At 56.6% G+C, this 21941-nt stretch carries 14 protein-coding genes, 2 tRNA genes and 1 pseudogene; 12 read left to right on the forward strand and 5 right to left on the reverse strand.

Going from position 1 to position 21941, the window contains the following annotated elements:
* Nucleotides 1-167 precede the first annotated feature (167 nt).
* The 4 genes from GSD1FS_RS09135 (at nt 168) to GSD1FS_RS09150 (ending at nt 5907) form a co-directional block, all read left to right on the forward strand.
* Complete coding sequence (locus GSD1FS_RS09135) at nt 168-2036, forward strand: SpaA isopeptide-forming pilin-related protein (protein WP_155589328.1); 1869 nt, start codon at nt 168-170, stop codon at nt 2034-2036.
* A 648-nt stretch (nt 2037-2684) separates the two neighbouring features.
* A complete protein-coding gene (locus GSD1FS_RS09140; RefSeq protein ID WP_155589329.1) occupies nt 2685-4646 on the forward strand; it encodes a BspA family leucine-rich repeat surface protein in 1962 nt (653 codons plus the stop codon).
* Entirely contained in the window at nt 4616-4897 is a 282-nt protein-coding gene (locus GSD1FS_RS09545; RefSeq protein WP_196425079.1) for a Spy0128 family protein, read from the forward strand. The genes GSD1FS_RS09140 and GSD1FS_RS09545 overlap by 31 nt, the downstream gene beginning before the upstream one ends.
* Nucleotides 4897-5907, forward strand: coding sequence for a class C sortase (locus GSD1FS_RS09150; protein WP_155589331.1), 1011 nt, complete (start codon nt 4897-4899; stop codon nt 5905-5907). The genes GSD1FS_RS09545 and GSD1FS_RS09150 overlap by 1 nt, the downstream gene beginning before the upstream one ends.
* 398 nt (nt 5908-6305) lie before the next feature.
* Here the strand turns inward: GSD1FS_RS09150 and GSD1FS_RS09155 are convergent, their stop codons facing one another.
* Nucleotides 6306-7958 (reverse strand): peptide ABC transporter substrate-binding protein, encoded by a 1653-nt coding sequence (locus GSD1FS_RS09155; RefSeq protein WP_155589332.1) that lies wholly within the window; start codon nt 7956-7958, stop codon nt 6306-6308.
* 578 nt (nt 7959-8536) lie between these two features.
* On the opposite strand from GSD1FS_RS09155, the gene GSD1FS_RS09160 reads away from it, so the two are divergent.
* On the forward strand, nt 8537-10096 hold the full coding sequence (locus tag GSD1FS_RS09160) for a basic amino acid/polyamine antiporter (RefSeq protein ID WP_343030273.1): 1560 nt from the start codon (nt 8537-8539) through the stop codon (nt 10094-10096).
* 2 nt (nt 10097-10098) lie between these two features.
* On the opposite strand, the gene GSD1FS_RS09165 is transcribed toward GSD1FS_RS09160, so the two are convergent.
* Nucleotides 10099-11586 (reverse strand): sensor histidine kinase, encoded by a 1488-nt coding sequence (locus tag GSD1FS_RS09165; protein WP_155589333.1) that lies wholly within the window; start codon nt 11584-11586, stop codon nt 10099-10101.
* Between the two features lie 123 nt (nt 11587-11709).
* On the reverse strand, nt 11710-12462 hold the full coding sequence (locus tag GSD1FS_RS09170) for a LytR/AlgR family response regulator transcription factor (protein WP_155589334.1): 753 nt from the start codon (nt 12460-12462) through the stop codon (nt 11710-11712).
* 331 nt (nt 12463-12793) lie between these two features.
* Between GSD1FS_RS09170 and GSD1FS_RS09175 the strand changes: the two genes are divergently transcribed.
* The 7 genes and pseudogenes from GSD1FS_RS09175 (at nt 12794) to GSD1FS_RS09200 (ending at nt 20969) form a co-directional block, all read left to right on the forward strand.
* Entirely contained in the window at nt 12794-13018 is a 225-nt protein-coding gene (locus GSD1FS_RS09175; RefSeq protein WP_155589335.1) for a hypothetical protein, read from the forward strand.
* 563 nt (nt 13019-13581) lie between these two features.
* The gene (locus GSD1FS_RS09180; RefSeq protein ID WP_196425080.1) at nt 13582-15555 is read left to right on the forward strand and encodes a SpaA isopeptide-forming pilin-related protein; all 1974 of its coding nucleotides are present in this window, start codon (nt 13582-13584) and stop codon (nt 15553-15555) included.
* A 278-nt stretch (nt 15556-15833) separates the two neighbouring features.
* Entirely contained in the window at nt 15834-16943 is a 1110-nt protein-coding gene (locus GSD1FS_RS09185; RefSeq protein WP_246166203.1) for a class C sortase, read from the forward strand.
* Nucleotides 16944-17880: 937 nt separating this feature from the next.
* Nucleotides 17881-18635, forward strand: a pseudogene (locus GSD1FS_RS10075) (GTP-binding protein).
* The gene (locus GSD1FS_RS10080; protein WP_425481789.1) at nt 18632-19990 is read left to right on the forward strand and encodes a hypothetical protein; all 1359 of its coding nucleotides are present in this window, start codon (nt 18632-18634) and stop codon (nt 19988-19990) included. The pseudogene GSD1FS_RS10075 and the gene GSD1FS_RS10080 overlap by 4 nt, the downstream one beginning before the upstream one ends.
* Nucleotides 19991-20038: 48 nt before the next feature.
* Nucleotides 20039-20404, forward strand: a complete 366-nt coding sequence (locus GSD1FS_RS09195) for a hypothetical protein (RefSeq protein ID WP_155589337.1) — start codon at nt 20039-20041, stop codon at nt 20402-20404.
* A complete protein-coding gene (locus tag GSD1FS_RS09200) occupies nt 20361-20969 on the forward strand; it encodes a DUF6036 family nucleotidyltransferase (protein WP_155589338.1) in 609 nt (202 codons plus the stop codon). Before GSD1FS_RS09195 ends, GSD1FS_RS09200 begins: the two co-directional genes overlap by 44 nt.
* 211 nt (nt 20970-21180) lie before the next feature.
* Here the strand turns inward: GSD1FS_RS09200 and GSD1FS_RS09205 are convergent.
* Nucleotides 21181-21256 (reverse strand) — tRNA-Gly (locus GSD1FS_RS09205).
* Nucleotides 21257-21278: 22 nt separating this feature from the next.
* Nucleotides 21279-21350, reverse strand: a tRNA-Val gene (locus tag GSD1FS_RS09210).
* Between the last annotated feature and the right edge of the window lie 591 nt (nt 21351-21941).

The following is a 21941-nucleotide window of genomic DNA, read 5'->3' on the forward strand; positions in this document are numbered from 1 at the left end:
AACTATACCTCATTGCGGCCAAGGGGTGAGTCCGTCAAACCAAGCGAAAACCACCTTTAAATTGAGAGAATCGAAAATAGTCAAGCGTGGATAAAGAGCAAAAACCCACCAATTAATTTAGATACCCAAAATATTATGAGCACCAATTGGTTGAAAAAGTGTGCGGCGTGCTGACTGCCTTCGCTACGACGGCGGCGACCGCTGCGCTCGGCATCGGTTTCAGCGCGCCCGCGTATGCGGAAGACAACGCGGCGACGAGCATCACGATCAACGCGCCGAGCAAGGTAGATGGCAATAGTTTGTATGCGCCGACGCTCAAGAACTGCCAGTTCACCGCGTATAAGCTCGCGAATTACGCGAACGTGAAGACTGCAGGAAATCCGGCGCAAATCACGAGTATCGACTATAAGAACGCGACCGGCATAACCGACGCCATGCTCGATTCGTGGATCATCTCTGCACTGCAGGCGTACCCTTCCGAACTCACGGACGTCGCGCAGGTGAACAACGGCGATCTGACGTTCCTCGGAGACGCCGCCGCCATGACGCCGATGCAGTTCGTCGCCAGCTATTTCTACGGAAACGGCGGCGATGAGTACGGCAACAAGACGGTGAATAGCGAGACGATGCGCGTGTTTGCGCAGGCCGCGGAGAAAAGCTTGAAGGGCACGACATCCGGCGTTGAGACTGCGCCGGTCACTGTGGCAGACGACGGCAACTCCGCCACGGTGGACGCCGCGGCTTCCGGGCAGGGCGTGTACTTGATCATCGACACCACCACCGGTTTGAACACGCAGATTCCAGCGCGCGCAATGGTCGCCGGCACACCGTGCACGGTGAACAACGTCGCTTACACGGAGTTCCACGGAGGGCAAGCTGTGTATAAGCTCGGGCAGATCAATCTGAAAGCCGAGCAAGTGGTCAACTCGATCGATATCGCGAGCTCCGACGCGAACAAGGGCGCGCTGGCAACCGTCGGTTCGCGGCGCACGTTCCAGGCGACGTCGAACATTCCGAATTATGCGGAATACCAGTATTGGGAGAATCCGAAGTACTCGATGACGCTGACTCCAACGAGCAATATCGCGCTTGACGCCAACTCGATCACGGTGGAAGTGCAGGAGCTCGGAAAGTCTAAATATACTGCGCTTGCGAACGGCACTGATTACTCGGTGGTGCTGCCGCAGTCCGGCGCGAGCGACAACGCGCTGACGATCAGCTTCGCGAACCCGAACAGCGCGAAGATGAGCGGCGCCACTGTGCGTGTGACCATCAACGGTACTGTGCAGAATCTGCAGACGGACGCGAGTTACGTGACCGTGCAGACCAAATTCTCGAACAACGCCAACGATTCCGAGAGCGTGAGCAATGGCGCGGTTGCGTCCACGATGCCGCTTTATGACGCGCGCACGCCGCTGAAGAAGATTCCGTTCGACGGCACGACCAGCACTGCCGCGCTGACCGGCGCACAGTTCAGCGTCACGCCGCAAGGTGGGGCTGCGCTGAAGTTCACGAAGACGACGTTGAGCAACGGGCAGACGCTGTATCAGGTCGATCCGAACGGCAGTGAATCCACTGTGACGATCGGTGAGGCGACGCTCGCTGGCTTGGCGGCGGACTCGAAGACGCCGGTCACATACACGTTCCTGGAAACCGAGGCGCCGGAAGGCTACATTCTCGACAGCCGTCACGCGGTCAAATTCACCGTCACCGTGACGCCAAACATCACGAACAATGCGTTGGTTTCGGTGAATTTCCACAGGATCCACGGTAATTACGCGAACTTCCTCAACGTGGGAGATCAAGCAATGGCAGGCGATAGCGGGCAGACCGTGGCCGTTCCTGCCAAGGCGCAGAACGGCACGTTCGCGTCGACGCACGTGCAGAGCAGCGAAATCTACATCAAGAACACGAAGAACCCTGCTGATTTCGCGCAGACCGGCGGGCATATTCTCGCGGTGCTGATCGCAGTGATTGTGCTCGCGGTGCTCGGTGGCGCGCTGCTGATCGTGGCGCGTATCCGCCGCCGCGCCTAGCTGCCGTCTGCGTGCATCCGGCGGCGCCTCCTTCGGGAGTGCGCCTTCGGTGGCGTACCTTAGGTGGCGTACCTTCGGGAGAAACATCCATTCCGGAGAATTATTCTCTAAGTGGGAGCCGGTTTATTGGGAGAATAATTCTCACCGGAGAATAATTCTCTAAGTGAGAGCCTTCTAATCCACACGATTATCCTCCGCGGAGAATTATTCTCTAAGTTGCAGGCGATTTCTTGGGGGAATAATTCTCCGGAATGGATAAACCTCCCGCCGCTCTTTTGTTTTCTCTCTCGCGTGGATTACACGCGACTCAGATATTGATTAATCGCAGAAATTGCAGGTATAGGTGCATATGAGACGGTTCGCAGCCACGCTCGCGCTCGTGCTTACAAGTGCGATGCTGCTCACTCCATCGGCGCAGGCGGTGGAAACGCTCGACTCCGCGAATACTTCCACGGATAGCTCCTTGCAGACTTCTGGCACTGCGCGGTCTAACGACACCGCGCAACGTAACGATGCCGCGCAGTCGAATAACGCTTCGGATTCCAACGAAACCGCGAATACTCAGAGCAGTAATAATTCAAATAATTCTTCAGAAAACAGCACGCAGCAACCCAGCGCCACCGCCAGCAAAACCACCGCGAGCGGCACATGGGGCTGCCCGTGGCATATAGAAAACGGCGTGCTGCACATCGGCACACAAGACGGTCAGACGCTCAATCAGGCGAACACGGGCGGTCAAGTTTCCCCGTGGGCGAGCTATGCGAACGATATCACCGCAATCTCGATCGACTACAGGATAAATGCGCCGCAAAACATGTCATACATGTTCTACGGCTTGACCCATGTGCGCAGCATCACTGCGCGCGCGGCTGGGACTGGAGCAATGTGGAATCTGCTGAGAACGTGTGCAACAACGATCTCGCGCTCACGCAGATCTCCGCATTCAAAGATCTCGACACGTCGCGTCTGCGCAGCATCAAATACGCGTTCAAATATTGCGAACAACTCACCGATGTCAGCGCGCTCGGTGGCTGGAACACCGCTGGAATCTGGGGCATGGATGGCGTGTTCTCGAACTGCGCGAAACTCGCCGACGTCAGTGCGCTCGCCAACTGGAACGTGTCAAGTGCAACCAGCATGACTGAAATGTTCCGTAGTTGCTCGAGCCTGACCGATATCAGCCCGCTCGGTGGGTGGAATGTGGCGAATGTGACCGGCATGACCGACATGTTTCATGATTGCTCAAATCTGGCTGACATCTCTGTGCTCGGCGGCTGGAACGTGGGCAAAGTCGAAAATTTCGCATACATGTTCTCATATTGCACGAAACTCACCACGCTGAGCAACGCAAACACTAAGCGCGGCATCGGCTCATGGCAGATGAGTCGTGCATACAACATCTGCAATATGTTCGAGCACTGCCTGAAACTTTCTGACATCAGCGCGCTCGGCAGCTGGGACACGAGTCGAGTCGAGTGGATGAACACCGTGTTCGAAGGCGACGCGTCACTGCACGACATCTCGGCGCTCGGCTCGTGGAACGTGCGCAATGTGGTGAGCATGACGCAGCTGTTCAATGGCATCAACACCACCGATTCAACGAGCATGGACTTCTCCGCGCTCGCAGACTGGCGTCTCGACCGGCTCGGCAGCAATGTGAGCAACTACACGCGAATATTTACAGGCATACCGAACATCACGAAAATCGGCGTGCCACCCGCGTCGAGCGGCACGCAGCAGCTGATGAAGGCATATTTGGAAGCCGCCGCGCCCGCCGACCAAAATCCCTCCGACTGGGCGTCGAGTCACACAGAGGAAATGGAGCAGTGGCAGCAGAAAACCATGTGGCTCAACGCAAACGGCGTGCACGGCACATACACCGGCCCGTTCTCGCTGAGCACGTTGAGCACACTGATGACGCAGCAACCCAGCCAGTTCGCGAATCAGGCGGTCTACGTGCGGCAGAATCCCACCGGCATGCTGGGCGTCAAAATATTCCTCTGGTACAAGAACGTGAACTCGGATGACGTGCCGCACGGCGGGAAAGCTGAGTTCACCGAGCATATTCACTTGGTCGACAAGCTCGGCAAACCGGTGACCGGCACATTCTCCGGCGAAGTGATCAGCAACACCACTGGCAAAACCGACGGCACGAAAAACAGCTTCACCGTGACCTTCGACGCGCAGGGCAACGCCACGATTACCGCGTACGGCTGGCACACCACGGTGATCGACGGACTGCCCGCCGACGCCACCTACACAGTGACGCAGGAGATGCCCGAAGGCTACTCGTCGCTCGGCTCGGAGAACATGGAGGGCACGATACCGGAAGGCGCCGCTGCCGTGGCCACCGTGATGAACGAGTATTACGCGAATCCCGTCACCGTGCACGTCTCGCTGACCAAGAACATGGCTGGCTACACGCAGGTGCGCCCGCTCAAGGCGGGGCAGTACCAGTTCAATCTCGGCGAAGTGCAGGCCAACGGGAGCTGCCTGCAGAAAACCAGCGAGAAAACAAGGCAGACGGCTCGGTTTCACTCAGCTGGACATACAAAGTGCCCGGCACTTACAAACTGCTCGTGTGGGAGGCGTCTGGCAAGGACCACTTGATCAAATACGACTCGCACAAAGTCACCGTCACCGTGACGATAACCGATGACGGCAGCGGCCAGCTCGCCATCAGCTCATACCAAGTCTCCGGCAGCACCACATTCACGAATTATGTGTATCGCCCGGCAACGCTTCCAAAAACTGGCTTGCCGACTTACTGGGGACTGATCACAGCCGTGATCGTCGCATTGATGTTCGCGCTCGCGGCGGCTGTGTGGAGCGTGCGCGGCGGCAGAAAAGGCGCGCGCTGATGTCTGCGAACACACCACCCACTGCTGATTCACAGCGCGCAACTCAGCACGCCGAGTCCCCACAACCGCACTGGCCGGATTGGTTGGCGCCGCAGATTCGCAAAGATATCACGCGCGGCGACAAGCTCACGGCAGCCATTGCAACGCTGGGCTGGCTGTGCTACGTGGTGCTCGTCGCGCTGCTCGTGTGGGTTATGGCGACGCTCATTCACAATAATTCGATCGAGCAGCAGGCGGCGCAGCAGATCAGCGCGGCGGGCGAGTCGTGGCCGCCGAAACGCAAGTCTGCGGAACTGCAGAAAGCCTACCAATACAACGATAATCTGAAGAAATATTTCAACGGCCGCATTCTTGCAGACACCGCCGATGAGAACGGCGACGCGCTCGAACGGCGGGATTCCGAGTATCAGAACACGCTCAACGTCGACGGCAAAGGAGGCATGGCGCGCCTGCTGATACCGAAAATATCCGTAGACGTGCCCGTTTCGCACACCACTCAGTCGTCGGTGCTGAGCAGTGGCGCGGGTCATGTGTATGGCACGGCGCTGCCAGTCGGGCAGAATGGCACGCAGTCGGTGATTGCCGCACATTCCGGCGGATTCCAAGGTCTGCTGTTCACTCGACTCGGCGAGCTCAAAGACGGCGACACATTCATCATCGACGTCGCCGGCGAGCGGCAGGCGTATCGCGTATTCAACACGCGCACAATCGACCCGAACGACATGGAGAGCGCGCTGACGCAGATTCGCGACGCGCACGGCAACGGTTCCGCGATCGTGACGCTCGTCACCTGCACGCCGGTCGGCGTGAATACTCACCGATTATTGGTCAGCGCCGATCGAGTGCCCGACGCGCAGGCGGCGTTCGCATACAGCCAGTATGACGCGAAACTCCACGCGCTGTGGATCGCGCTATCTGCGTTCGCGCTCACGCTAGCGGTGCTGTTCGCCGCGCTCGCGCTCTGGCATAAGTCCCGTCCGCTTATGCGCGTCAAGCACCGCGCGCCCTGATTCTTGCGGTTTGTTCTTCTGTTTTCAGGTGTCGGTGTGGGCATCTCGCTTACGAGGCGACATTACTGAGCATTTCCGCATATATTGGTGACGTTTTTTCAACGATTTCCGGCGATTGTACTTGCCGAATGTTCCCATAATGTCGCCTCGTAAGAGAAATATCTCGCACCGTCATTCGGGAGCAATCGTTTTCTGCTCTGATTCCCTTGGCACGTTATGTCTAATTGGAAAATCCGCGCTCTATTTGTAAAAACAGCGCGCTAATTGGAAAATACGTCACATTTTGGGCGAAAAACTGACGTATTTTCCAACTAGCGCGCGTCGATTCCAACTAGCGCGCGCAATCTCCAAATAGACTGACGTTTTCTCCAATTAGACATAACGCGCCAAGGAGCAGACTACTTAGTGAGGGCGTAGTACTTCGGCACGCCCATGTAGTTGAAGCCGACGTTATGCACGGACTTGCCGGCGGCAGCGGTCACGTTCGCGTACCACAGCGGAATCACCGGCAGATCAGCGAACAGCTGCTCCTCAGCCTGGTGATAGTAATCGATGGCCTTGGATTCGTCGGTCTGGCGAGCGGCATCGTCGATGAACTTGTCGAACGCGGAGCTCTTGTAGTCGCCGTTGTTGAGTCCTTTGCCGTCTGCGGAGGCGGAATCATACGCCTGCATCAGGTAGCCCTCAGGGTACGGGTAGTCAGACTGCATGCCCTGCAGGAAGGCGGCGTTGATCGTGCGGTCGTGGATCGCGCTGCTCAGCTCCTTCTGCGTGGGCAGAATGTAGGGCTGCGCGTCGATGTTCAACGTGTTCTTGATCGAGTTCGTGATGCCCTCAACGAGTTCGCGATTGCCGGAATCGGTGCTGTAGGCAATGCGGAACGTGCCACTCCACGGCGAGATCTTATTCGCCTGCGCCCACAGTTCCTGCGCGGTCTTCGTGTTGTAGTCGAGCACGTTGGAACCCTTGAGATCCTTGGAATAACCGGCAATAGTAGGCGCGAGGAAATCGGTGGCTTTCGTAGCGGTGCCGTAGAGCACCTTGCTGATGATGCTCTCGCGGTTCACGGCGCGCGAGATTGCGGCGCGACGCAAACGCCCCTCCTCACCTTGGAAATGGGCGAGTTTCTGCGGAATGGTGAACGACTTGAAGCCCGGGCCAGCCTGGTTGAACGTCTGGAGTGAGTCATCGTCACGGTAGGTCTTCAGCGCGGAAGAGGGGATCGAATCGATCACGTCGAGATTTCCGGACTCCACGTCGGCATACGCGGTTTGCACGTCGGTGTAGAGCACGAAGTTGATGCCGCCGTTCTTCACTTTGCGAGGTCCGGTGTATTTCGAATTCGGCTTCAGAGTAATGCTCTGGTCGTGCTTCCACGAGTCGAGCACGTACGGCCCGTTACCGATCGGCTTCTCTCCGTACGCGTCGATGTCGGAGTACGCGCTTTCGGCGATCGGCAGGAACGCCACGTCGCCCACCTTGTATGGGAACGAAGAATCCGGCGCGTTAAGCGTCACCTGCAGAGTCTTGTCATCGACCACCTTTACTCCGGAGAGCTGCGCGTTCTTATCTACGCCGCTCTTCTGCAACTCGTCGTATCCCTTGATAGTGGAGAAAATCGAGGCGCCGAGCTGCCCGTTCGCTGCATTGGCGGCGAAAGACCACGCCTTCGCATACGTGTTCGCGGTGATTTTCTCACCGTCCGAGAACTGCAAACCGTCGCGTAGCACAACCGTGTATTGCGAGGCGTCCGAGTTCGGTGTGATGGACTTCGCGTCCGCGTAGACGAGCTCGCCCTTGTCTGAGAACGTGACGAGTCCCTCGAACAGCTGCGTCACGACCTTCCAACCCGCCATATCGTCGGTATTGCCCGGCAACAGATTGGCGGCAGGCTCGACATTGTTCACTGAAATAGTTTCGGTGGTGGAGTCCGCGGTGCTCGAACTGCTCGAGCTGCCGGCGCCGCATCCGGCGAGCGCCATGCCGATGGCTGCGATGCCGGCGACGAGCGCCACGGCTCGCTTACCCAAGTTACTGCGATTCTTCTTCATAATGCTTTCTTTTCTCTTACGTACGTTTTGCATATGCGCGTTCTTGTGTGCGCGGATTTGCCGTCTATCCCAGTTCCACAATAGATCTTTTCGCGTGAGATTCATGCGCTCGCCGCGCAATTTGCCGCTTGCGTAGCGAGTTCAGTGGAATCCAGCGGATATTGTTCGGCGAGCAGGTGCGCGGGGTGTGCAGTGTGCGTGCTGTTTGTGTGCAGTAAATTTTGGTAGATAGTACTGTTTACTGCGCTCGCGTTTGCTCGCTCGTGTGCAAAATAGAGAGAACTGAGATTGTGCCAGTGGGGGAGTGCTGCGTTGCGAATGCGCGCGTTCTTGCGCTGCAGATGTCACTTACACAGGCACGACAAATCAATCGCGCGGCAACAACATGCCTGCAAAATTCCTTGACGACTGATCATGGGCTCCACAATAGCAGCTGTGTGCCCGCACGCTGGCGAGATGCCACGATAGGCGAACATGCAAACTAGGCAAATTACTAAAGTTTGTTTACTATTTTGTGGCACCTATATAATGGGTCAGTTTTAAGATGGCGGGTGGTACAGCGGAGGAAGAGGTCGACGGTGGCAGCAAAAACAGGCAACGTAACGGGCACGGCAAGCGGCGGCGCAGCAACCGACGTGACTTCAGCGCAGGGCTCGGCGGTGGCAGAAGGTAACGCGAACGCGCGCGGACGCGTCGGCTTCGTCGGACTCTACGCGCTCGTAGTCTCCGCTATGGTGGGCGGTGGCGTGTTCAGTTTGCCGCAGAACATGGCGCAATACGCGGCGCCCGGTGCACAGTTGATCGCGTGGCTCATCACCGGCGTGGGCATGTGGTTCATCGTCGACATGTTCCGCCTACTCACCGCCGCGAAACCTGAGCTCTCAGACGGCCTCTACACATACGCGGAGCGCGGTTTCGGCAGATTCATCGGCTTCCTCGTGGCATACGGGTACTGGATCTGCAACTGTTTCTCGATCATCGCGTATGGCGTGCTCGTGATGTCGACGCTCAACATCTTCTTCCCCGGCTCGTTCGAGAGCGGTAATAATCTGGCGTCGGTGATCGGCGCGTCCGTGATCCTCTGGATCATGTATATCATCGCGAAGTTCGGCATAAAAACGGGCGCGACGATCAACGTCGTGGGCACTATCTGCAAAATCGTGCCGGTACTCGTGTTCATTGTCGCCCTGCTCACCATTTTCAAAGGCGCCACGTTCGTGCACGCGTTCTGGGGAACAGCGAGCTCCGGCGAACCGTTGAAATTCAGCTTCTCCGGCGTCGGCTCACAAGTGAGCAACAGCATGCTCGTCACGCTCTGGCTGTTCATCGGCATGGAAGGCGCGGTCGTGCTTTCCGGCTCCGCGCGCAGCCCGAAAGACGTGTCGCGCGCCACCACCGCCGGCTTCACCACGGTACTTGTGCTCTATGTGCTCGTCTCGCTGCTTCCGCTCGGCGTGTACAGCGAGCAAGACATCGGCGGTATGAGCAACCCGTCTATGTCGGTGATCATGCAGCGCAGTTTCGGCACATGGGGAGAGGTGATGGTCAATATTGGCGTGATCGTCTCCGTGCTGTTCTCGTGGCTCGTCTGGCTCATCATGATCAGCCAGATGCCGCTCTACGCCGCGCGCGACGGCATCTTCCCTCGCGTGTGCCTGCGCACGAACAAGCATGGCGCGCCCACCACTGGTCTGCTCTGGTCCGCGCTCGTGTGCCAGGCGCTGTTCATCGCGTGCTATTTCGTGCAAGGTGACGCGTGGAACGTGATGATTTCCATCACTTCGGTGATGTCGATGCCGTGCTACCTGCTGTGCTGCCTGTATTTATGCAAGATCGCATTCCGCGAGCGTGACCTGTGGAAAACGCGCGGCATATCGCGCACGCACGCGATCGTGACAGGCGTAGTGAGCGTGCTGTTCGCGCTGTTCCTCGTCGAATCCGCCGGTTTGCAGTATCTGATGATCGCGTGCGTGATCTTCGCGATTGGCTTGCCGATATTCATTATCGCCAGATTCCAGCACAATCCCGGCATCAAGGTGTGCGAGCTGCTTTCGCGCCCAGGCTGGGTGCTCTTCGCGCTGATCATTGTCGTGGGAATCTGCGGAATCTTCTACACCCTCCACGCCGGCCCCTTCTGATTTTAGTAGCCGGCGACCATGTTCGGGCGGTCGGGCACATTGGTGTCTTTGAGCGGAATGATCACATTCATATTGAACACATTGTGCTTGCGGTCGACCGATGGCGTGGCGTTGCCGTCATATTTCTGCGCGATGACCTTGATGGATCGCACGCCGTGCCCGTGATTCTCGACATCCTCCGTTTTGCTCGTCTCGAGGTTGCCGTCAGAATCGCGGTGCAGAGTCGACGGATCGAAGCAATTGTCTACATGCAGCACAGCGAACCCGTTCTTGCGGCGCACATCGAAGTGAATGATGCGCTGCCCCTCGTTCGGCAGCTTCGAGCACGCTTCGATGGCGTTGTCGAGCAGATTGCCGACGAGCGACGTGAGATCGAGCGTTTGCAGACGCGACAACGCCGTACCGTCTGCCATCACCACGAGATGCACGCCCAGTTTCGCGCACAGATCTCGCTTTTCGTTGATGATCGCGTCGAGCACCGCGTTGCCGGAGAGTTGCAATGCCGACGTGTTGTCGACCGCCGTGCGCAACTGCTCAAGCAACTGCGCACGCTCCTCCTCGGTGAGCAACGTGCGCGCACCAGCCCCGCCAGCACCAGTAGCTCCAGCTCCGGCACCACTCACGTCGCCTTCCGCGACCCCGCCCGCAGCCGCCATATTCGCCGGCGAAGTGGGCGCCGGCTGCGAGAGCACCATCAAGTAATGCTTCATGTCGTGCGACAGGCGGTGGATCTCCTCAAGGTTCTCGTGTGAGCGCTGGTATTCCTGCGACTGGTTCGACGCCACCGATTCGAGGTTGCGGCTGATGCGCCCCAGCGCGATGTTGCGGCGGTAGATCTGCTCCAAATAGAGCAGCGACCCGGCGAACAGCAGTGTGAGCGTGCGCAAATAGAACGCCTGCCGCATCGACGCGAATGTGGAGGGATCAACCTCCGAGAAGAGTTCGAGTGAGGTTTTGGTGGTCAGGTTCGCCACGACGCAGCCCAGAATGGTCAGTGCGTATGCGATGAGGATGGAATACCAGGTCACGCGCATGAGCGTGTTGCCGTTGAACGCGACGCCTTCGATGATGATGCCGATCACGTTGAGCACCACGCCAATGCAGATCACCACCATGGCGCTCATCTTCGAGTCGCCGAGGTGATCCGTCATCGTTGAGAACACGAGTGCGTACGAGAGCGCGAGCGTCACCTGCGTCCACATGAACACGTGTGTGGCGAGGTAGAGGTTGGCTTTCAGGCTCCACCCCGTGCCGAATTGCAGGAACAGGAACCCGATCACGAACACGATGATGGTTTGCACGGGGAAGTGCTCGCTGTAAGGCATCGTGCGGAACGGCGCGCACACCAGCATGAACACCGGCAGAGACACGGTGCTCGACACCACTTGCTTCCAGAACGCCGACGGGTGCGCTATGCAGCAGAAATACGTGAGCAGCGACATCCACGCGAAAATGGGCACGACGTTCTTCGATATCAGATCGAGCAGCATATCAGCGCCTCACTTTTCCGCTATACTGTGCAATACCGCGCTCTGCAATACTGCACTATATATGCACTATATAAAGGTATAAGGTTCACTCTCAAACAGCAGTCACACTTAGTAATACTTGACTTACGGCAAGCTGATCGGTTCTTTCAGCACCTCCGGGTCGGTGAGTGTGCCGCCGAGCTGCTGCGTGAGCGCTTCGGTGAATCCTTTCTTGCGTGCGCGGCTGATCTTCAGCTCGGCGTTGGTGTCGAGAATGCAGTTCTGCCCTTCCACTGCTTTCACGCGCGACATGTTGACGAGATAATACGAATTGATGCGGAAGAATCCGCGCGGTTCCAGCTTCTCCTCGAATGCGAGCAGTGTTGACGTCACATTGATGTCGTTGTCGTCGGTGTGCACGGTGATTCTGTGCTGACGTGACTCTATGTAGCTGATCTCATCGAGTGGCACTTGGTAGTAGGTGGCGCCGGACTGCAACGTGATCATCGGCCGCACATTGCGCTTCACCGCTTCGACCGCTCGCGTGAACTCCGCTTCGAACGTGGGCCACGAGAGTGGCTTCAATATATAGGAGAGCGCGTTGACCGAATACCCCTTGATCGCATACTGCGGGGTGGATGTGATGAACATGATCACGCTGTTCTGATCGAATTTGCGAATCTGCTCGGCTGCTTGGAACCCGCTCATGCCCGGCATAAGAATATCGAGCAGAATGATGTCGTAGCCCGCATTGAAATCTTTGAGGAACGTGATCGATGACGGGAACGTGTCTACGTCGAATTCGTCGCCCGACTCCTGTTCGAAGCGACGCACGAACTCAACTGCCTGATTGCAAAACAGTGCGTCGTCTTCAACTATCGCCAGTCGTATTCGCATGTCCGTTACTTTCTCTGCTGCGCTATTCCTAAACTAATTGCACTTGTATTTTTACATTGCATGGTTAGGATTTGCCATTTGAGAACAAGAATAATACTCACAGACCGCTAATGCCTAGTTATTTTGCGCACTGGCTAACTTGGCACGTCACTATGGCCAAGCGTTTACGACCAATCATGATTTCAGATTGACTGATCGTGCATCTGTGAATGCTCCAAACCTTTTTCGGACCTTATATTGAAGTGTTTTTAAAGAGTGAGATACTCCGTGGAGAAGAGCGACGGTGTTATCTGATTTGCATAAATAGAGAAGATTTTGGAAGGCCTGTGGGATGAGAGAGCGTAGCACAGAGCGCTGGCTCGACATAGAGGGAGAAGAGCAGCCCGCAGGTGATAAGAGTGCGGTTAAAAAGGCGTGCTTTGTGCTTGTTGCCATGTTCACAGCATTGGTGACTTTGTTTGTCGCGGCACCTGCGAACGCGGTTATTGGTTCCAGTGAGGTTACTGTTGCTGATACCAAAGTGTCATTTTTCAAGAAAACGATGATGATGCTTTAAATAATGAGGTTTCTGATACCCAGAAGATATCATTGATGAATTGGGCGCAGAGAACCTTAGATAAAAATGTCACGCAATTGAGTGCTTTTCGTGTGCAGTTTATGAAGAATAATAATCTGCGCACATACGACGACGCAAAAGATGAGATCGATTCCGGTTACAACGCTGCTATCGATGCACAATACTCAGTTCCTGTGCAATCATTAGCTACGTCAGATACGTCAGAGTGGCATCTACTTCATATTCATGGATCGAAGATAAATAGTGACTCTGTGTGGACTACTTGGAACACAGGTACTGACGCCGATGTACTAAATAGGGCAACGGATAGCACATATCGTAGCAGTAATCCTGACGATGCAAATCATGTTGCGATTGATGATGTTACCGATCTCGCAATAGTTACTAAGGACGGCGTCAATAACGTGACAGCTGTCAGCGACAGTAGTGTGGACTGGCCTGGTATCTACCTACTTGTTGAGACCGGTATAAAGAATGCACAAAAACCAGCAAAAATCTACTACAGACGTACAAAAAGAGAAATACAAGAAGGAGAGAACCAGATGAGTCTCAAACGTAGAATCATCGCAGCGGGCGGCAGCATTGCCCTCGCGCTCACCGGCGCACTCGTCGGCGTCAGCGCGAACGCAGCCGAAACCGACCTCAACATCGACGCGAACACGCAGGGAATCATCCGTGTGACCAGCGACTCCGGCGTCGAGCACACGTTCAACGCCTACAAGCTCGCGTCATATTCGAACGCGAAGGCGGATGGCAACAAGCTCACGTCGTTCGACGTCACCACCGAGCCAGCAGTGTTCTCATCCGCAACCCAAGCACTGAACGACATGGGCGAGGGCACGAACTACACGAACTCGGTGTATGCCGAGAACGGGCGTAATAATCCAATCGGCTACGCGGCAGCCACATTTGCAAGCAAGAGCTCGCAGATGGCACAGTTCGCCAAGGCACTCAAAGCACGCCTGCAAGCGAGCAACGTGGCACCGACCAAGACCGGTCTGAAAACGAACACCGACAACCAGGTGAGCGCGGGCTACTACCTGCTCGCAGACACCACTGCGAACCTGTCGGGCACCAACAGCGGCGACACAGCCTCCGATGCGATCATCGTTTCATCCACCATCGGCAACGTCACCAAATACACGAGCAACGGTGCGGACGCGCCGCTCGGCGAGATTGAGCTCAAGGCATCGACTCTGCCGATCTTCAAGCAGGTCGTGACCAAGAACAAGACGAAGCAGGCGACGAGCGACGACGACGGCGCATACTTCTCGCAAGACAACCCAGCCTATGGGTTCGGCGATGAAGTGGACTACCAGCTGATGTCGAAGACACCGGACTTCACCAACCACCAGATCGACCCGACGCTGCAGGATGCGAAGAAGACGCGCCAGTACGCGATCACCGACACGATGAGCGCCGGCCTGACCTACAAGGGCGTCGAATACGTGCAGCTCTACAAGAGCACCAAGAACGCCGATGGCTCGACCACGTGGACGCTCGACCGCACGCTGAACAACGGCACCGATTACGACGTCACCACTGCTGCCGCGACCACCGCCACTTCCGGTTCGCGCTACGACGGCGGAACTATTGTGCGCATCGACCTTAAGAAATATGTGAACAAGGCAGCGGGTTCATCGCTCGCATCGTCCAGCGAAGAGATTCTAGCAGGCGAGAAAGTGGTCGTGATCATCAACACGACGCTCAACAAGAACGCCCTCGTCTCCACGCCGGGCGCGCCACAGGGCAACCCGAACAAGGTGGAGCTCGAGTTCTCGAACAATCCGTCTGACGAAAGCCAGATGACGCCTGTCACCGGCGGCGAAGTCGAGGTCTACACCTTCAAGCTCAACGTGCACAAGACCGCCATGGACGGCACGACCGCCATTCCGGGCGTCGAGTTCAAGATCAAGGCAGAGTATTTGGCGAACCAGCCGAACGCGCCTACGAACCCGAACTCCGGCAAGTGGCTCAAGGGCCAGGACGCCGAGGGTAACTGGGAATACACGTCTGACGAGAACGAAGCCAAGACCTTCACCACCGACGCACAGGGCAACCTCGAGGTCAAGGGCCTCAAGGCCGGTCAGTACGAGGTCAAGGAGACCAAGGCTGGCAACGGCTACATGAGCGCTTCGACTCAGGGCATCGACTTCACAGTCAGCATTCAGGTGGACTACGACTCCGACCGCTCCACCGCCGCCACGACTCCGCTCTACAGCGGTAGCGCCGACCACTTCGAAGGCATGAGTGGCATCCACTGGGGCGATCAGACGGTTGCCACCAAGGGTGAGAAGCTGGTTCTGCACAACGACATCAACGGTCACGTTGAAGTTGCGGCGTCGGGCAACAGCGCGTCGTTCGGCGTGATCAACGTCAAGAACGCGAAGAACTTCACCGAGCTGCCGCTCACCGGTGCGACCGGTATGCGTCTGCTCGCGATCTTCGCGATCATCGCTGCGGCTGGTGCCGCACTGCTGATCGTGCGTGCACGCCGTGTGCGCTCCAGCATCTGAGCTTCCTTAGAGAACATCTCGCGGCAGGCGGGGACTCCCTTGACTGCTCCGCTTGCTGTTTTCTCCACTAGGTAAGGTCAGTGGGGCTTCGCCTTCGCGAAGCCCCACTTTCTCATACCGCCTCACACTTTTGCAATTGTTCTTTGTACCTTTCGACCAATGTATATGAGTCAGTTGGGTCTATATAATCAGTAATTTTCTTTAATTTTCTAGTAATTAATAATTCTTCTATTCGCACTGTTTTGTGCCACCATCTGCGTGAGATAGAAAGGAACGCCATGCTCGGTAAGAAACGTCGCGCCGCGAAGACGCGTGTGCCGGCGCCACCGCGCGCGGCGAAAACCTGGCAGTGGGTGATGGGGCAAGACGAGCAGACGCTGCAATACGAAGCGCGTAAACGCAAAGCGCTGTGTGAGTCGCGTATCTTGACGGTGTTTGCGCTCGTGTTCGCGCTGTGCTCGGCGTCGGCGCTCGGTGTGCCGTGGCTGCTGCAGTGGAAGTCTGACCTCGACTCGGCAAACGAAGTGCAGAATATGGAAAGCGTGGTCGCTGACTGGCCGTACCCGAAAGCCGAGGAAGCGCTCAAGGCGGCGGAACGATACAATGCGAAGCTCGCGGCGAGCGGGCAGCCGACGCTGGGGGAGACGTATGATCCGTTCGCTTCCACGGGGTCTTCTGCGGGGTCTTCTGCGGGGTCTGGGTCTGCGGGTGAGCAGAGCAAGCAGAGCGAAGATGTGAGGTCTGACCGCGACAGCGAATATATGAGTCTGCTCAACGCGGGCGACGGACTGATCGGTTCGGTCGTGATCCCGAAGATCTCGGTGAATCTGCCGATTCGCCACGGCACGTCGAAGTCGACGCTCGACAGCGGGTCGGGGCATTTGTATGGCACGTCACTGCCGACCGGCGCGGGAGGCGAGGCGGGCAACTCCACGCACACAGTGCTGACCGGGCATCGCGGACTCGTCGACGCGCTGATGTTCACGCGACTCGACGAGATGCGCGTAGGTGACTTCATGTATGAGAAAGTGTTCGGGCGCACGCTGGCATATCGCGTCGACCGCATCACGGTGATCGAGCCGACCGACACGTCGCAGTTGCGCATCGTGCCTGGCGAAGACCGCCTCACGCTGATGACCTGCACGCCATACGGCATCAACACGCAGCGACTGCTCGTTTCAGGTACGCGAGTCTCGATGCCGGTGCCCGCGCCTGCGCCGGAGAATGCGGGCAAGGATATGGCGCGTATTCTGCGCCGCTCCATCATGGCTGCGGCTCTTGCCGGCGTTGTTGCTTTCATGGCCTACCGCCTGCTTCCGCCGGTGCGCCGCTCCCGCGAAAACCTCTCCCGCCGCTTGAAGCATCGTGCTCCCGACCCATCCGCCTAGCCTTACAAACATCCATTCCGGAGAATTATTCTCTAAGTGAGCTCCTGTTTATCATTACGAACATCCCCTGCGGAGAATTATTCTCTAAGTCAGTGGTGTGTCACTCACACGAATATCCTTATGAGGGAATAATTCTCCCATTTAGGGCCGCCTAGCCCCGCCTTCGTAGGCCTTGTTGCCTCCGACTCTGCCCTACCTCTGCCATAAGCCTTGTTGCTCCCGACCCAGCCGCCTAGCCCAGCTGTGGCTGTGTTGCCTCCAACTCATCCTCCTAGCTCCTGCGTTGCCAGCGTCCGAGCCCTTACAAACATCCATTCCGGAGAATCATTCTCTAAGTGAGCTCCTGCTGCGCATTACGAACATTCTGAGCGGAGAATAATTCTCCCAAGCGTGCGCATTTGGGTCTCTTGATGCTGTTTCTCGGTTTGCCTGCCTGCTCTGGACGATGGTACGTTATGTCTATTTGTAAATTGCGCGCTCTATTTGGAGAATCCGTCACTCTACTTGGAAACTACGCGCGCTATTTGGAAAATACGTCACATTTATGGCGAAAAACTGACGTATTTTCCAACTAGCGCGCGGTTTTCCAATTAGACATAACGTGCCGCGGATTTGCCGATACGCTGGCGTGGCATCATGCTCTCATAGCGGTTTCAGAGTCAGTTCATCATTACGAACATCCATTCCGGAGAATTATTCTCTAAGTTGGCGTGCTCCGATTGAGAGAATAATTCTCCACGCGGTATGTTCGTAATGCTGAGCCGGGCCTACATGGGAGAATAATTCTCCGGAATGGATATTTGTGTGGCTAACCCACTCCTGACTGGGGGAATAATTCTCCGGAATGGGGAGTGCTCGCGCGCACATATTCGCCGGGCGCTAGCATAAGTACAGATACAAGCAAAAACACACAAAACGCAACAAAGCAGGAGCGCGGATGAAGCGGATCGTAACCGGAATCGTGGCGCACGTCGACGCGGGCAAAACAACGCTGTCGGAGGCGCTGCTCTACGCGACGGGTCAGACGCGCAAACTCGGCCGCGTCGATCACGGCGACTCATTCCTCGACACCGACGAGCTAGAACGCGCGCGTGGAATCACAATTTTCACCGAGCCTGCGGTAATCAACACAAGCGACACGCAGATCACGCTGCTTGACACACCAGGTCACGTCGATTTTCCGCGGAGACCGAGCGAACTCTGCAAGTGCTCGACTATGCGATTTTGGTGGTCAGTGCGGCGGACGGCATCCAAGGTCACACGCAAACGTTGTGGCGACTGCTCAAACAGTACCAAGTGCCCACGTTCATCTTCGTCAACAAAATGGATATGCCGGACGCGAGCCGTGCGCGCATGCTTGCGCAGCTACAGGAGCGCTTCGCCGACAGTTGCGTGGATTTCACAGAAACTAACGACTCGTTCACAGACGAGCAAACCATTGAAACGATCGCGTTGCAGAGTGAAGACGCGATGAACCAATTTTTAGAGAACGGCGTGGTGGACTTGACAACCACTCGCCAGCTGATCTCCCAGCGACTCGTGTTTCCCGTGTATTTCGGATCTGCGCTCAAAATGGAGGGAATACGCGAGTTCATCACCGGATTCGAGAAGTTCACTGTGGAACCTGAATATCCAAAAAGTTCGGCGCGCGCGTATTCAAAATCTCGCACGACACGCAAGGCAACCGCTTGACATGGCTCAAAGTTTGTGGTGGTGAGCTGCGTGCGAAAATGCTGCTCGGCGAAGGCGACGAGGCTGAGAAAGTCGATCAAGTACGCGTGTATTCGGGCGCGAAAAGCAGCACGGTGGAGGCGGTTCCGGCAGGCAGTGTCTGCGCGGTGACCGGTCCGCAGCTCACGTTCCCCGGTGAAGGACTTGGCTGCGCGCAAGACTCCGCCGCGCCGATTCTGCAGCCGGTGCTCACCTACACGCTGCTGCCCGGCGAGTGCGATATTCACAAGTGTTTGCTGGCATTGCGCGAATTGGAAGACGAGGATCCGCTGTTGCACGTGGTCTGGCAGGAGCGTCTGCAGGAAGTGCACGTGCAGTTGATGGGCGCGGTGCAGCTCGAAATAATCGAGTCGCTTATGCGCTCGCGGTTCAATCTGAACGTTTCGTTTGGGCAGGGCTCGATTCTCTACAAAGAGACGATTACCGCGCCGGTGGAGGGCGTCGGGCACTTCGAGCCGCTGCGTCATTATGCGGAAGTGCACGTGCTGCTCGAGCCACTGCCGCGCGGGGCGGGCATGGAGTTCGCGTCCACGGTGAGTGTCGACGAGCTGGATCGCAATTGGCAGCGGTTGATTCTGCAGCATTGTAAGGAACGCGAACACCTCGGCGTGTTGATCGGCGCGCCGCTCACCGACGTGAGGATTACTCTGATCGCCGGACGCGGGCATCTCAAGCACACTGAAGGCGGCGATTTCAGGCAGGCGACATATCGCGCGATTCGCATGGGACTCATGGAGTCGCGCGCTGGCGTGCCTACGTCTGCGACGCCACTTGATGTGGCGGAACGGTTTGCGCAAAGCGCGGATTCCGCGAGCGAGAGCAGCGTGCGCGCGAGCTCGAGTTCGCGCGACGATTCGCACGACAGCGCGGGCGAGGGGAGTGCCGAGGGCGCGCGCATTCGCGGGGTTGGCAATTGCAGACTGCTCGAGCCGTGGTATCGGTTCCGTTTGGAACTGCCGCAAGAGATGATCGGCCGCGCCATGAGCGACGTGCAGCGCATGAGCGGAGTGTGCGAATCTCAGACGACGGACGGCACATATGCAGTGATCGAGGGCGTCGCACCGGTGAGCGAGATGCGCGACTACGCAATGGACGTGAACGCCTACTCTCACGGCGAGGGGCGAATCAGCTTGGTATTCGACGGCTACCGTGACTGCCACAACACCGACGAAGTGCTGAGTTCTGCGGAATATGCGAATTATGATCCCGAGGCGGATCTCGACAACACCCCCGACTCGGTGTTCTGCGCGCACGGTGCCGGCTACCCGGTGAAGTGGTACAAAGTGCCGGAATTCTGCCATATTCCCATGCGATGATCTGCTGATCTGTTGTTACAATGATGTGAGGAACGAAAGAAGGGCGCCATGGCGAGCATTCAAGATTTTCGCAGTATCGAGGAGTACCGGCAGTGGTTGCGCATGGATTGCCTGTTTTCCAAGTATCCGATTGATGAGATACGTCGCAACGGATTAGATCATTTGCCGAGTTTGCGAGCGAATCTGAGCGGTTCGTATTACAACGGTTTGGTTGATGATTGGGAACGTGCTTTGATGGATCCGGATCCGTCGCATCTTCGTGCTGTGGCGTTGGACACGACTTCGTATGGGATTAATATGCGGCAGAACACTCCGTTCGCGGGTATTTTGAAGCCGGAAGACAATCTACGCATTATCAAGGAGTCGCGCAGTGAACAGAGAACAGTTCTATCATCTGTTGCGAGCGTCCGCTGAGATAGTAGAGACACAGCGTGCTTGGCGTGGCATCGATGTGGATGCTGAGCCAACGCGTATTCTGGTGATTGGGTCGCAGTCCATTCTTGGTTCTTGGAGTGAAGAATATCTGCCTGCAGACACAACGTCATCTGTGGAGATGGATGTGGCTTTTATGCCAGTGCCTGTGGATGAGTATGCTTTTGATGTTCCCGCGCAGGAGTTTGCGGATTGGGTTGAAGCCAACATTGGGGAAGAAACTCGCTTCCATGATTCGTTTAGCGTGTATGCGCAGGGGGTAGAAGCAAATACTGCAATTCTTCCGACAGGATGGCAACAACGGTTGATTGAGATTCGTGTGCCGCAACTGAAAACAAAGACTCGCGTCTACTGCCTAGACCCATATGATTTGTGCGCGGCAAAACTTACTCGGCTTGAAGAAAAAGATCGCCGCTATGTTACGTCGCTGATTGAGTCTGGGGATATTGAGATTGATAAGCTCCGCAAACGTGTATTGATGATCGATGATCGAAGGTTCACCATTCCTCTTCGTGCACAGTCTGAAGACTTCTTGAATGCTTTTTGACGTTAGCTTCATTAGGTAAAACTTACAAACAGGAGTCGGGTTATTTCAATTCTGATGATTGTGCCCCACAAACAATGATTTGATTGATATTTCTGACCAACTAAATGAATAATCTTAGATTCTTGAACACATTTTGTGCGATTGACGTTGGCATGGAATTCGCAGTTTTTTGATTGCACATATGAAAAAAGCTCCCGAAGGAGCTTTTGAATGGAGCGGACAACGGGACTCGGACCCGCGGTCTCGACCTTGGCAAGGTCGCGCTTTACCAACTAAGCTATGTCCGCAAAGGCTGATTGCTCAGCTTCGTGGGCGATACAAGATTCGAACTTGTGACCCCTTCCGTGTCAGGGAAGTGCGCTACCTCTGCGCCAACCGCCCGAAGCGAGTAACAACTTACTGCACCTGCCCGACAATGGCAAGTCTGCTCGTGTGTCGGGCTGCGTGAGCAGTGTGCTACATGATGTTTTGCGCCCCATTTTGCTGGTGGGGTGTGGAACCGTTTAAGGGCTATGTTGCCGGTTTCGGGGAGTGGCATTGCATGGCGGTTCTCCGAGACGGTCTGCTTGGGGTGAGGTTGGTTTTGTGTTCTGGCCGGTGGGATGGCTTTGTCTGGGTGGGTGGATCGTCGATGGGCGGTGCTGCTGGGGTGTTGCGTTTTGCTTCCTTGTCGCCTGTTTCGTGGTGTGTTCCGCGGTGTTGGCGATGGAGAGGATTCTTCGTTGTCGGTTTTGTGTTTCCTGCCGCGGAATTGGCGGTGGGCGCCGGTCTTCGTTGTCGTTTCCGCGGTTTTGCCCGCGGTCGTGCCGACAGGGGCCTCGTTGTCTGTTTCGCGGTGACCGTCGCGGTTTTGGCGATGGAGGGTGTCCCTCGTTGTCGATTCCGCGGTGTGTGCCGCGTTCCCGGTGGTGGGGTGCTTCTTGTTGTCGTTTTCGTGGTTTGGTTCGTGGGTGTGGTTCGGGTGGTGTTGGC

It is taken from the genome of Bifidobacterium canis (genome assembly GCF_009727065.1).
GTDB lineage: Bacteria > Actinomycetota > Actinomycetes > Actinomycetales > Bifidobacteriaceae > Bifidobacterium > Bifidobacterium canis.

What these genes read in the sequence shown, in the direction of transcription:
- GSD1FS_RS09195 (WP_155589337.1), top strand. Translation starts at nt 20,039, where the DNA reads ATGGCGAGCATTCAAGATTTTCGCAGTATCGAGGAGTACCGGCAGTGG.
- GSD1FS_RS09165 (WP_155589333.1), bottom strand. Translation starts at nt 11,586, where the DNA reads ATGCTGCTCGATCTGATATCGAAGAACGTCGTGCCCATTTTCGCGTGG.
- GSD1FS_RS09185 (WP_246166203.1), top strand. Translation starts at nt 15,834, where the DNA reads ATGCTCGGTAAGAAACGTCGCGCCGCGAAGACGCGTGTGCCGGCGCCA.
- GSD1FS_RS09180 (WP_196425080.1), top strand. Translation starts at nt 13,582, where the DNA reads ATGAGTCTCAAACGTAGAATCATCGCAGCGGGCGGCAGCATTGCCCTC.
- GSD1FS_RS09175 (WP_155589335.1), top strand. Translation starts at nt 12,794, where the DNA reads ATGAGAGAGCGTAGCACAGAGCGCTGGCTCGACATAGAGGGAGAAGAG.
- GSD1FS_RS09155 (WP_155589332.1), bottom strand. Translation starts at nt 7,958, where the DNA reads ATGAAGAAGAATCGCAGTAACTTGGGTAAGCGAGCCGTGGCGCTCGTC.
- GSD1FS_RS09170 (WP_155589334.1), bottom strand. Translation starts at nt 12,462, where the DNA reads ATGCGAATACGACTGGCGATAGTTGAAGACGACGCACTGTTTTGCAAT.
- GSD1FS_RS09140 (WP_155589329.1), top strand. Translation starts at nt 2,685, where the DNA reads ATGGGGCTGCCCGTGGCATATAGAAAACGGCGTGCTGCACATCGGCAC.
- GSD1FS_RS09150 (WP_155589331.1), top strand. Translation starts at nt 4,897, where the DNA reads ATGTCTGCGAACACACCACCCACTGCTGATTCACAGCGCGCAACTCAG.